The following is a 12,522-nucleotide window of genomic DNA, read 5'->3' as shown; positions in this document are numbered from 1 at the left end:
AAAAAAATGAATTGATTTTATCGGTTCGATCAAAAAATACTTTCGGCATGCAGATCAAAGCGCTCGAAACATTTCTGTGCGTTGCCGAGGTCGGAGGCTTTCACGCCGCGGCCCGCAAGCTGAACGTGACCCAGACTGCCGTCAGTGCGCGTATCCGCGCGATTGAAGATGAAACGGGAAAGCAACTGTTCAATCGGGGCGCGGGTGGCACCACACTGACTGATTTCGGGCGGCAATTCCGCCCTTACGCTGAACAGATGCTGTCGCTTTGGTCCTTTGCTTCACACGACCTGCCGTCTCAATCCCAGAACCGCATCGCCTTGCGGCTTGGCGCACAGCTGAGCATCTGGGATCCGTTGCTGGTTGATCTGGCCGTGCGGTTCGAACGGCAGTCCGGAAAACTGTTGCTGACGCTGAACTATGACCACGATCTGAACATGGTCGACGCTGTCGCGACGCATGTTCTGGATGCCGCCCTGACCCATGAAAAACCGGCCGATCCGCGCGTGGTGTTTCACGACTTGGGCACCGAGCGCCTGATACTTGTCCGAACCCGGGGCACGGCCGACACCGGCCAGGATCTGGTATTTGTCAATCTGGAATTGGGTGAAGTCTATCAGGACCACGTGAAATCCGTGGCCCGACAGGCGCCGGGGCAGACGATTTTTCTTGGCAATTGCATGATGGCGCTGCGCTATGTGTTCCGCCGGGGCGGAACCGGGTATTTCCCGCGCTACGTCATCGAAGACCACCTGCGATCGAAGGAACTGATCCCGATTGAGGGGGCACGTGACCTGTTACTGCCGCTCTATCTGGTGACCCGCCGTGATGGCGCGGGCATCGACGATATCCTGAGCTGCCTTGCCGATCTTCGCGGCTGAACTCAGGTGCCTGCCTGCGGCATTGTCTGGCTTTCGGTTCGCCGCATCACGACAAGCGGCCGGCCCGCAACAAACAGGAACATGCAGGAAATCAGGATGCCCCCGAAGGCCGGCAGATACAGCATCGGCCACATGGCAGGATCGGCGATGACAATGGGAGAGATAAATCCGCGAACACCCTCCAGCAGAATAAGGATGGTGAAAGCCCCGAATATCTGTGGCCAAAGGCCAAACCGCGAGAAACTGCCCAGCATCAGCGTGGAATACCCCGCCATCGCGACAGCAATACAGATCGCGATCCAGGAGAACCGCTGGTGCAGCTCCTCGATCATCTCACCCTGACTGAATCCTTCCGCTGCCGAGATTGCGTCCCGGTCATTGAGCAACTCGATTGTCGGAACCGCTTCGAGGCTGCGGTCGTTCATGCCGCGCGAACTGGTCAACCCGGATATGTCGTAAGACGCGTCCTGAAACAGGGTCGAAGACAACGTCCGGCCTTCACGGTCCAGGCGCAGCGCAATCCCGTCCAGCATCACAAGATGCAGACCCGCATCATTGTTGACCAGATACGCCGTCTTGCTGGAATAGCTGGCCGAGTTCAGTTTGTCGCGACGATCGGAAACAAACACTTCGTGCAAAGTACCGTCCAGATCAATGCTGCCGATATAGACCGTCACCGAAGCGGCCGGGTGCAGAAATTCACCCTCGTTCAGCAATTGCGCGGTAACGTCCCCGGCGACTTCGGCCTGCCGCTGCTCAAGCTGATCGACGGATGCTGGGCGCAGGAAGATGCTGATGACCGCCATCATCAGCCCGGCAATGACACCAAAAACCAATACTCCGCGCGCCAGCCGCCACGGGCTTGACCCGGTGGCCAGCATCACCGTCATCTCGCTTTCCCGACTCAGCCGGTTGGTGGCGTAGACTGCGGCAGCAAATACGGCCATTGGCATCACCGTGCGGATCAGCGTCGGCAGCGTCAGGGCCGTGAATTCAAGAAACACCATGGCCGACTGACCACCGCTGATTACCCGGTCAAACAGGCTGACTGATCGGGTAATCCAGAAGACGCCAACCAGAACCAGAGTGAAAAATCCGAACAGCACCAGCAACTGCCGCAGGAAGTAACCATCGAAACGCGACATGTATCCCCATCCCGGTGCGTTCTGTCTGCACGGGACAATAGGCCATTCATTCGCCGGAGGGAACAGCGATTGCCCGTGAAACTGAACCCGCACAAGGAAGGGTATCCCCAACCTGGGCTTCGTCGACAACATGGAAGGAAATGGCAGGGGCAGCAGGGTTCGAACCCGCGACCTACGGTTTTGGAGACCGTCGCTCTACCAACTGAGCTATACCCCTGTGGTGCGACCCAGATATGCCAGCCGCGCGGCGGACTCAAGAGGCTTTTTGCGATTCATCGTCAGATCACCCCGGGGACAAACAAGTTGCACAGAACGCGCAGTTCTTTAAGACAAGGTCTGGTCAGCAAAAGGATACAATACGTGAGCCTCCGCAAGAAAATCGCAGACAGCGAAGCCGTTCTCAACTGGGCGGCGCGGCGGATCGCCAGCTACATCCGGATGGTTCATCGCAACACGAACTGGCAGCGCCTCGGGTTTGAGGAAATGGACAAACTGGTGGAACAGGGTGAGCCGGTGATTGTTGTGATGTGGCACCAGCGGCTGACGCTATCGCCCTACCTCTTTCCATTGGACAAGGGACGGGTTTGTACCATCACGTCGGCCGCGCGCGCCGGCAGCATGGTGGGCCGGGTGCAAAAGCTGTTCGGATTGGACTCGATCGCCATGACCAGCCGGAAACGCCACGTCGCCTTGTCGCGCGAGGTGCTGGGGATGATCAAGCAAGGCATTTCGATTGGCATTGCCGCCGACGGTCCGCGTGGGCCCGAACGGGTGTTGTCGACCGTGCCGCTGGTTTGGGCCCGCACCTCGGGTAAACGGGTGTTTGGCATTACCTTTTCTACCCGCTACGGGCGCGAGGCCGGAACGTGGGACCGCATGCTGCTGCCCCGCCCCTGGCGCAATCAGGGCGTTTTCCTGTGTCGGGAATGGACCGAAACCGTCCCCCGCAAAGCCAGTGAAGAACAGATCGAAACGCTCAGGCAAAGCCTTGAGCACCACATGAACGATATCACGGCAGAAGCGGACCGGATGGTCGGGCGTGAACCCTGGCAGGGTTAACAGCCAAGCATCAATTCCAGCCAAAACAACCGGACTTCAACTGCTTCGAACAAGGTGTAGTTGATTTGTCTTCTTGCAACAGTCATTTCGAACGGCAGGTTTCGCCGGTACTGCATTCTCGCAGCGGTTGAAATTTTCAATTAACGTCGGTGCCGAATCACGAGATACGACACCATGACTGATTCAAAGCAAAAGCAAGATTTTTCAGAACGAATACAACGCATTCAGCAGAAACACGGCACCCCTCCGCCACCGCAAGTCCAAACAGAAGCTCCGCCCAGTGAACCGGCGCCGAAAGGTCATAATCTCCGCAACGCGATGATCTGGGCCATATTGGCGGCCATGGCCGGGGTTGCCGGGTTCCACGGCCTGATGGTGTTCGACGAGTGGAAACTGTCGCAAGCAGCGGCCCCAGACAACCAGCCGGCCCCACAGCCACAACCCAAGCCTGTGCAGGACGTTCGCCAGATCACCGATCAAGGCTGGAGCATTCCCAGCCCGGGTCTGGCAACTGCGGGCCGGGGACAGTTGACCGTGTTGGATGTGGCGACGGGCTTTGAATCTTCAGTGAAGGACGCCCCACCCAACGTGCTGATCCCTTTTGCCGTTAACTCCAATTGCACCTTCAAAAGACCGCAGCCGAATGATGTTGCCTATAACGTGCGCATGGAGACCGGCACGCTGCTGACAACGACCCATGTGTTCTCGAACCGGGCCATCGCAAATGCACTGATCGACCAAATCAAGGGTGTGCAGGTTTCGGAAAAACACTATCAGACCGGATCCCGGGCGCAGGGACGGATGTTTGCCGTGGACGTGTTTGTCACGGACACGTCGGCACCCGTCTATCTGGTGCTGCAAAGCTTCCGCCAGAACGTGATCTGGAACCTGCAACTGGCCAGGGGTGTCACCCTGTCGCATGTCGCGATGATCGGCGAGAACTCGGGTCTTGTGGTGCCGGAACAGGACATGCCGCTCGAGGCAATCAGGATCAGCGACTTTGTAACGAACTTTGAATTTGGCGCGAATGATGACCCGGGGCCTTGCATGGTTGCACCATGGCGAAGGCCACAGGTGCATTAGCCCGCGCAGACCAAGGCGGATAACGGAAATGATCTGTACACGAACCAAATTTACAGCTTCAACACCGGTTACCGCGCGTTTGACGCATGGTACCGGCAGGTCATGGGTGTGCCTGCGGACACCAATGTAACAGCCCCCCACAGTGCGGCCCATGTCCTGGTGGGCGACCTGCCGGACCAGCCAATCGAATATCGCAGCATGGCCAGACGTGATGTCTATGTCTCGGAAAACGACTTTACGCTGATCGGAGATGACACGTTTGAGGACACGCATGTCATGCTGCTGACCGCCGCGGTCGGTGGTGACCTTGCGCTGCTTGATCCCGCGCCGCAGGAGGTTTCCCGGCAATGAAACTGATAGGTATGGCCCTGACTCTTTCAATCCTGGCGTTACTTGCGGTGTGGTATCTGCCGACGATGTACTGGGGCTTTCAAATCAGCCACGCGGTATCCCGGGCGCAGTCCGGCGAAGACGCGGCGTTTGAAACCGTGGGTGAACTTGCCGAAGGCCCACCACTTGTTGCCTGGCTGCGCAACAACAAGAAGCTGAACGCAGCATTCAACCCCACGGACCTGACCACAGGTCGCTATGTGTCATACAAGCTGGAAATGCCGTTTGAGGCTTTGCTGAAGCCCGGAGAAACCCTGCAAGAGCCGGATTTTCAGGAACTTTATGCCCATGCGCGCGCGCCGCAAACTCTGGCGGGATACTGTTTCGAAGTACTGGGCAACCTGGGAACAAAATGTGATGTTTCCAAATCCAACGCCACGCTTTCACGGGATGGAAACGTCATGATCATCGGAAACCTGCAATATGTCCCAGATTACGAAACCGGCGATCCGTCAGTCGTCAAGAACGGCGAACTCATCTCGGCCCGGGTGCGGCTGATTGGTGGCCGCGATCTTCACAACACTCTGGGCAACCACGCAGAGTTGTTCGAAAAGGCACGCAGAATCTGTACCGAAATCCGCGCCTTGCCGGGAAACTGCATTATCTCTTCGATCAGTTTCGATATCACCCCACGGGACGGCGTTCAAATTCTGCGGGCCTCGGCCCGTTTCGACGCCTTCGCCGATAGCACGCAATATCGACGCGACTCTCTGCAAACTGCCGTGGATCAAATAGCCGAAGACTTAGTGAACTGATCGTTGCCCCTTCCGGGTCAACCTCGCTCAGCCGCCACGCAGGCGTTGCATCAGGTAAATCTCGCTGCCTTCCGGGATCGGTTCGGTCAATCCCGAGGCGATAACACGGCCATCGATGGCGATTGATACCCCGGCATCAATCGGTGCCTGCAATTGCGGATGCGCGCGAACAAGTTCGCGCAGCAGCTCGCCGGTGGTTTTGGCCTGCACCTCAACCACCTGCTGGCCCCCAGTCAGAGACCGGAGGCCGGACCAGAGGTGGACCTCAACCATTGTCCTTGAGCGCCGCCAGAATGCGGGGCGGCGACATTGGCAATTGCTTCATCCGCACGCCCGCCGCATTGGAGACAGCGTTGGCGATGGCCGCGAGCGGCGGCACGATGCCGGTCTCGCCCACGCCGCGCACACCGAACGGGTGGCCGGGGTTGGGCACTTCGACAATCACCGTGTCGATCATCGGCAGGTCACTGGCCACAGGAATGCGATAGTCGAGGAAAATCGAGTTCTGCAACCGGCCATCCTCGCCGTAGATATACTCCTCATTCAGCGCCCAGCCGATGCCTTGCGCGGCACCGCCCTGATACTGACCTTCCACATAAGTCGGGTGGATGGCCTTACCGGCATCCTGAATGACCGTATAGCGGGTGATCGCGGTTTTGCCGGTTTCCGGATCGACCTCGGCATCGACGATGTGGGTGCCAAATGACACGCCCGCCCCTTCCGGAGTGGCTTCGAAATGGCCCGAGATCGGGCCACCGGTCGCGCCCATATCGGCAGTGATATCGGCCAGCGGCATTGGATCGAAATCGCCTGCGTTCGGACCCGAAGGCACGGCACAGCCATTTTCCCATTTCACCGCGTCAACCGGGATACCCCATTTGGCCGACGCGCGTTCACACAGACGTTCCACAGCGTTTCTGGCTGCCTTGATGGTCGCCAGACCGCTGGCATAGGTCACACGCGAGCCGTGGCTTACGTCATTGTAGCCCAGCGTCGCCGTATCCGCGACGGTGACACGAATGTTCTCGTATGGGATACCCAGCACTTCGGCCGCCATCAGGGCCATAGACGCACGCGAGCCACCGATGTCGGGTGTGCCGACCATAACCTGGGCCGAGCCGTCCTCGGACAGAGCAAGCGAGACGCTGGTTTCACCACCGTGATTGAACCAGAACCCGCACGAAATGCCGCGCCCCTGCCCCGGTTTCAGCGGCGCCGAATAGTGGGGATGGGCCTTGGCTGCCTCAAGCGTTTCGACCAGACCGATACGTTCGTAAGTCGGGCCATAACTGGCTTTGGTGCCTTCGTGCGCCGCGTTCTTCAGACGCACGTCCACCGGATCCAGCCCCAGCTTCTTGCACAGCTCATCCAGCACGGATTCTACTGCGAACGCCCCCATGGGTGCGCCGGGGGCGCGATAGGCGGCCTGTTTCGGACGGTTGGCCAGAACGTCATAGCCGACCTGACGAACATTGGTCAGGTTGTAGGGCGCAAAAGCGCACATGGCGGTCATATCCCCGGGCGCTCCCGGAAAGGCACCGCCCTGCAGTCGGAAGATACCTTCGGCCGCCGTGATCGTGCCGTCTTTCTTCATGCCGATTTTGATATCCATCGACGCGGACGAGGTCGGGCCGGTAGCACGGAACACCTCAGAGCGGCTCATTACGATCTTAACAGGCCGGTTGGCCTTGCGGCTCAGCGCCAATGCAACCGGTTCGATGAACACGGTGGTCTTGCCACCAAAGCCACCACCGATTTCCGAGGCGGTCACCCGCAGCTGCGCCGTTTCAAGGCCTAGCAGCGTGGCGCAGTATTTCTGCGCGTACCAATGGCCTTGTGTGCAGCACCACAGCTCACCCTTGCCGTCACTGCCCAGAGATCCAAGGCAGGCGTGCGGTTCGATATAGCCCTGATGCGTTGCCTCGGTGACAAAACTGTCTTCCAGGATCAGATCCGCCTCGGCAAACCCGGCCTCGACGTCGCCATGGCCGCTTTCGTGATAGCGCACGACGTTGGGGTGCATCCCTTCGGGCACGGAATAGTCCGCAGCCCCTTCGCGGATTACCGGCGCATCAGGGGCCATCGCCTTGTCCACATCCGTGACGTGGGGCAGCACTTCGTACTCGACCTCGATCAGCTTGAGCGCATCGCGCGCAGCCAAAGCCGACGTGGCCGCAACCGCCGCAACAGCGTGACCGTCATAGAGGGCCTTTTCACCCGCCATGACATTTTCCAGCACGCTCCAGAATTCGCCTTCCAAACCGGGCTTGAAGGGCACATCCGCGAAATCGGCCCGGGTCACAACGGCTTTGACGTCCTTCAGCGCCTCGGCCTTCGATGCGTCGATCTTCACGATCCGCGCGTGCGCATGAGGGGACCGCAGGATCGCGCCGTGCAACATCCCGGGCGCATAAGCATCGGCGCCAAACCGGGCCCGGCCCGTCACCTTGTCCAGACCATCCGGCCGGTCAGGACGGGTACCCACGAAATTGAATTCGGATTTCCGATCGTCGAGTGCCATTACGAAGCCTCCCGCATCTCAGCTGCCGTATCCATCACGGCACGAATGATCTTGTCATATCCCGTGCAGCGGCACAGGTTGCCCGCCAGCCAGTACCGAGTCTCCTCCTCGGTCGGGTTCGGGTTCTTTTCCAGCAGGGACTTCGCCGCAACCAGAATACCCGGCGTGCAGATGCCACATTGCAGGGCAGCGTATTCGATGAATTTCTTCTGCAGCGGGTGCAGAACATCGCCATCCGCGATACCTTCGACGGTTTCGATCTGCTTTCCCTCCGCCTCGACACCCAGCATCAGGCACGAGCATACCAGACGGCCATCAACCGTGACCGAGCACGCGCCGCAATCGCCGGTGCCGCAGCCTTCTTTGGCGCCGGTCAGGTTCAGCTTATCACGCAGGCAGTCCAGCAGGGTTTCGCGGGGATCACACAGGTATTCAACCGCGTCACCGTTCACGGTGGTGGATACGTGTAACTTGCTCATGCTTGCTCTCCCTTCGCGCGGGCATAGGCGATTTTTGCGGCGCGCTTTGCCAGAACACCCGAAACTTCGGTGCGGAATTCGATTGTGCCGCGTTTGTCGTTGATCGGATTACAGGCGGCGGATGCAGCCGCAGCCAGTGCATCAAGCGCGGTGTCGTCCAGAGTGGTGCCGATGATGGCCCTGGCGCAGTCTTCGACCAGCAGAACGGTCGGGGCCACCGCACCCAGCGAAACACGCGCCTCGGTGATCTTATCACCATCCAGGCGCAGGTTCACGCCGACGCCGACGACGGCGATGTCCATCTCGGTACGTGGAATGAAGCGCAGATATGCGTCTCCACCGTTGTCTCCCCGCGCCGGAATGTGCACTGCGGAAATCAGCTCGCCCTTGGTCAGCGAGGTCTTTCCGGGGCCAACAGGAATATCTTCGACCGCGACCTCCCGCGTGCCGCCAGGACCGGTCACGGTCACCGTGACACCGGCCGCTACCATGGCCGGCACGGAATCAGCCGCAGGCGAGCCATTGCACAGGTTGCCCGTCAAAGTCGCGCGTCCCTGTACCTGGGTGGAGCCGATCAGATCCATTGCCTCGACCACGCCGGGCCAGTCGCGGCCAAGTTCGGGGTGCTCGCTCATTTCGGCACCGGTGGCGGCGACGCCCAGGGTCCAACTGCCATCGGCGTTTCGGGTGATGTCCCGCACCCCATTGATTTTTTTCACGTCGATCAGTGTATCGGGGGTCACCAGTTCCGAACGCAATTGCACCAGTACGTCGGTGCCGCCTGCAAGAAACCGGGTCGTGCCCGTTGCATTCGCTGCCAGCGCCGAAGCTTCTTCGAAACTGTTGGGGCTGTGATAGTCCATTTGTTTACCTCGCACCTGTGGATCAGGATTAACTGGGGTTTGAACGGGACGTTAGTGCAGCAACCAGGTGGCGTCCATGGCCGGAACGACCAAAATTTAGGTTTCCCAAAGTCGTTTTTGAACAATTGTCAGAGGTCAATCTCGATCACGCCATCCGCATTCGCGGCGCGGCTTTGGCATAAAATGATAGCTCCTTCGCGCTGCCGGTTCGACAACACAAAATCACGATGCTCAATTTCGCCCGAGATAACCCCGCATTTGCAGACCCCGCAAATGCCGTCGGCGCATTTCACATCCACATGAATTCCCGCCTCATTCAGAACCTGCGCGGCATCCTTGTCCGATGGGACGGTCAGCTCCCTGCCTGACTTTGCTAGCTTCAGAATGAACGGATGGTTTTCGTATTCGGGTTGCTCGGGAACCGAGAAATACTCCAGATGCCGGGCGTCTTCGGGAAAACCCTGTCGTTCTGCCGCTTGTATCACGCCGTCCATATATCGATCCGGACCGCAGGTATAAACGTGCCATCCTTCCTGATAATCAGACAGGATGACATCCAGATCGGCCCGGGTGTTTTCGTCTGAAAAATGGTAGTGCACATGATCGCCCCAGGGCGCTGCGGCAAGGTCCTGCAGGTAACCAGCGTCCGCCCGCGTACTGGCGGAATAGTGCAGCTCGAAGTCTCTGCCCAGCGCGTGAAGCCTGTGCGCAAAGGCAATCATCGGGGTGATGCCGATACCGCCGCCCATCAGGAACGTCTTGCTGGCAGTTTCATCCAGTTCAAAGTGATTGATGGGTTTTGAAATGAATACCTTGCGCCCCTTGCCGAAGATACGGTGCAACAGCGCCGAACCGCCGCGCCCTTCATCTTCGCGCAGGACGCCGATCTGATACGTAGTCCGGTCAGCAGGATCGCCCGACATGGAATACTGACGCAGAAATTCCGGGGCGACCAATACATCCAGATGTGCGCCGGCAGTCCAGTCCGGCAACGGCGCACCATCCATGGCCGAGAATTCGTATTTCGTGATATCAGAAGACAACTTGTCGACCCTGGTCAGTTCAACCCGCATCACCGGTGCGTCTCCGGCGATCTGATAGCGGTGAACCACGCTCATATCCCCGGCAGCTTTGCGCGCCTTGTACTCGTCTGCCGAAACCAGAGCCTCATAGGCGGCGATCCCGGCCTCGCGGTCCATCGCGAACGGATAGGGCCATGGGTGCGGGGCCAGGTAAGCCGGGTAGACGGCCAGCGTCTGATCCTCGTATTTCAGGTCCAGATCCTTTTGCAGGTCACGCCGGTTCAGGGGATGGGTCGAAGGGCGATAGGCCCCGTCCGCCTGCAACTCGATATCCCACCACCATTTCTTGGTGTCGTTCAAACCGCCATTTCCGACCGCGTCGTCCAATCGCGCCAACACGGGTGCGACGGATGGGATGTTCATCGCTGCCCAGCGGAAAGGGCGTTCGCTGAACAGGCCTTCAAGGTTCCAAGGGCAGGTTTTCATGCACCGCCCGCACATGGACCCGCCCGGTGTCGTGATCCGATAGGTGGCGCATTTCTGGCTGTCGGACTTCCAGATTTCATAGCCGTTGAACATCAGTTTCGGTCCGGCAGTGATCGCCCCCGAGGGACATTCGCGCGCGCATTTGTTACAGGACTCGCAAAAGCTTTGCAGGCCAAAGTCGATGGGCTTGTCGTGGCTCATCGGCATATCTGTCGTTACCACGCCCGATTTCAGACGCGGCCCCAGATAGGGGTTCAGGATCACCTCGCCAATGCGGCTGACTTCGCCCAACCCGGACAGCAACAGCAGTGGTGGCTGCAGCACTTCGCCATCCATCACCGTATGCGCCTTGGCCTTGTAGCCCAGATTGCGGATTTGCTGGGCAATCACTCCGCCCAGTAAGGAAAATCTAAGATACGCACGCATGGACTGGGCGACGCTGATCCAATCGTCACCGCTGGCGCCCTCCATCGTCTCATATCCCTGATCAATGATCATGCTGACGGCCTGATCATGGGGCGAATCGATGGCTTCGCCGGTTGCGTCGTGGGAATACCAGGCCCATTCCGGGCACCGGCTTAGACCGACAGCATCAACCCCCAGAAAGTAGGACGCCGCCTTGATGTTCGCGGCGTTCCGCTGCGCATCTGTTGGCTTGCGCCCGTCGGCGCTGTCGCCATCCTGCAACAGAACGAAGGCACCCAGCGCGCGCCTTTGTGCGAAGCTGGGCGCGGATTTGCGGACGTAGTGCCCGCCTTTGGCCGCGTCTTGCAGGGGCTTGCCCATATCTCCGAATTGCGCGCGGGCAAACATGTCCGCCCGTTTCGGCACACGGGCCACGTTTTCCTCGTCAATGTATGTGGTTGGATCGTCGACACGCGTCAGCTTTTCGAACGGATGCGCGCCATCCACATAGCGCCGCTTGGCATAGGGGTCACGGTTCAGCGCACTTTTGGCAAAACCTGCACCCAGCCACCACGCAGGACCCTGAGTTTTGAACCACGGCTGCTGCGCCATGGGCTTCAGGGGCCTGTCATGGGCGATCTCCATCTCGGTGGTGATTGCAGCCAACCCGAACCGTTTGCCAAGCCAGGGGGCGACAAGCGCGCCGCCCTCGGCCGTGACCAGCCCCGCGGCAACGGCCAGCCTGTTCAGATCCACCTCGGACGACATGACCGTATGCGCCCGCGCATCGAACCCGAGCAATCGGATATAGTTGGCAATCACCACCGCGTTTTCGGTCGCCAAAAGGCAGGCACGATGGTCCTGTGCATCCCTGATCCACTCTGTCCCCGGCTCATCCGCGTCCGGGTCGCGATGATGTTCGTACAGGAAAACAATCGCGTGTCGGTGGGCGTCTATCGAGCCGGTCTCCGCCTCCATGCTTTCCTTCAGATCCGCCATGATCACATCGATGCCCGAGGCCAGCGTCTTGGTCTGGCGCGTTCTCAGGGCGTGGGCCAGCCGGTCGATGTCGCGATTTCTCCGGGGTTCGGGCAACAGCGCCTCAGTCGGCAGCGGTCCGCATCCGATCATCGATGCATCATTGAAATAACCAAACGCCTTCAGATGATTGGCGCGCTCCGACGGGCTGTCCGGGATTCCCGCAATCGCGGGGTTCACAAACCCGTCACGGATAGCATCCATCATGGCCTGAAATTCGCCCATCGCGTTTACGATGCTTTCAGGCTGGTCGGGGCGGTGAAAGCTGAGCTCTTTCATCGGCGGCACAAGCGACAGATCCGGAAGGTTGTCCTGCCGAGCCAACCGCTCCATCGGGTACGCCCCCATGTGGACGGGTCGGTTCTTGTCCGAGAAAAAGCGTATTCCCATTTCGC

The 12,522-nt window shown here is 59.4% G+C and carries 11 protein-coding genes and 1 tRNA gene; 5 read left to right on the top strand and 7 right to left on the bottom strand.

Annotated elements, in window-relative coordinates; translation table 11 throughout:
• Positions 1–47: 47 nt before the first annotated feature.
• Positions 48–881: a LysR family transcriptional regulator gene (locus ACR3EQ_RS17565; protein ID WP_170615942.1), complete on the top strand. Its 834-nt coding sequence runs from the start codon at positions 48–50 to the stop codon at positions 879–881.
• Between the two features lie 2 nt (positions 882–883).
• Here the strand turns inward: ACR3EQ_RS17565 and lptF are convergent, their stop codons facing one another.
• The gene (gene lptF, locus ACR3EQ_RS17560) at positions 884–2,026 is read right to left on the bottom strand and encodes an LPS export ABC transporter permease LptF (RefSeq protein ID WP_170615940.1); all 1,143 of its coding nucleotides are present in this window, start codon (positions 2,024–2,026) and stop codon (positions 884–886) included.
• Positions 2,027–2,167: 141 nt separating this feature from the next.
• Positions 2,168–2,243: transfer RNA gene (locus ACR3EQ_RS17555), tRNA-Trp, on the bottom strand.
• Positions 2,244–2,386: 143 nt separating this feature from the next.
• On the opposite strand from ACR3EQ_RS17555, the gene ACR3EQ_RS17550 reads away from it, so the two are divergent.
• From ACR3EQ_RS17550 to ACR3EQ_RS17535, 4 genes are all read left to right on the top strand, one after another.
• Positions 2,387–3,085, top strand: coding sequence for a DUF374 domain-containing protein (locus ACR3EQ_RS17550; RefSeq protein ID WP_170615939.1), 699 nt, complete (start codon positions 2,387–2,389; stop codon positions 3,083–3,085).
• A 174-nt stretch (positions 3,086–3,259) separates the two neighbouring features.
• Positions 3,260–4,168 carry a hypothetical protein gene (locus ACR3EQ_RS17545; protein WP_480491377.1) on the top strand — a complete coding sequence of 303 codons (909 nt, stop codon included), beginning with the start codon at positions 3,260–3,262 and terminating at the stop codon, positions 4,166–4,168.
• Between the two features lie 108 nt (positions 4,169–4,276).
• Entirely contained in the window at positions 4,277–4,519 is a 243-nt protein-coding gene (locus ACR3EQ_RS17540; RefSeq protein WP_170615935.1) for a hypothetical protein, read from the top strand.
• Positions 4,516–5,313: a hypothetical protein gene (locus tag ACR3EQ_RS17535; RefSeq protein ID WP_480491375.1), complete on the top strand. Its 798-nt coding sequence runs from the start codon at positions 4,516–4,518 to the stop codon at positions 5,311–5,313. The genes ACR3EQ_RS17540 and ACR3EQ_RS17535 overlap by 4 nt, the downstream gene beginning before the upstream one ends.
• Positions 5,314–5,340: 27 nt before the next feature.
• Here ACR3EQ_RS17535 and ACR3EQ_RS17530 read toward each other — a convergent pair whose 3' ends face one another.
• From ACR3EQ_RS17530 to ACR3EQ_RS17510, 5 genes are all read right to left on the bottom strand, one after another.
• A complete protein-coding gene (locus ACR3EQ_RS17530) occupies positions 5,341–5,586 on the bottom strand; it encodes a MoaD/ThiS family protein (RefSeq protein ID WP_170615930.1) in 246 nt (81 codons plus the stop codon).
• A complete protein-coding gene (locus ACR3EQ_RS17525) occupies positions 5,579–7,834 on the bottom strand; it encodes a xanthine dehydrogenase family protein molybdopterin-binding subunit (protein ID WP_170615928.1) in 2,256 nt (751 codons plus the stop codon). The genes ACR3EQ_RS17530 and ACR3EQ_RS17525 overlap by 8 nt, the downstream gene beginning before the upstream one ends.
• On the bottom strand, positions 7,834–8,313 hold the full coding sequence (locus tag ACR3EQ_RS17520) for a (2Fe-2S)-binding protein (RefSeq protein ID WP_170615926.1): 480 nt from the start codon (positions 8,311–8,313) through the stop codon (positions 7,834–7,836). The genes ACR3EQ_RS17525 and ACR3EQ_RS17520 overlap by 1 nt, the downstream gene beginning before the upstream one ends.
• On the bottom strand, positions 8,310–9,176 hold the full coding sequence (locus tag ACR3EQ_RS17515) for an FAD binding domain-containing protein (RefSeq protein ID WP_170615924.1): 867 nt from the start codon (positions 9,174–9,176) through the stop codon (positions 8,310–8,312). Before ACR3EQ_RS17515 ends, ACR3EQ_RS17520 begins: the two co-directional genes overlap by 4 nt.
• A gap of 128 nt (positions 9,177–9,304) precedes the next feature.
• Complete coding sequence (locus tag ACR3EQ_RS17510) at positions 9,305–12,517, bottom strand: reductive dehalogenase (RefSeq protein ID WP_480491372.1); 3,213 nt, start codon at positions 12,515–12,517, stop codon at positions 9,305–9,307.
• Positions 12,518–12,522: the final 5 nt, after the last annotated feature.

This window comes from Ruegeria sp. AN11, assembly GCF_056536005.1.
This window is presented reverse-complemented; position numbering and strand designations above follow the sequence as displayed.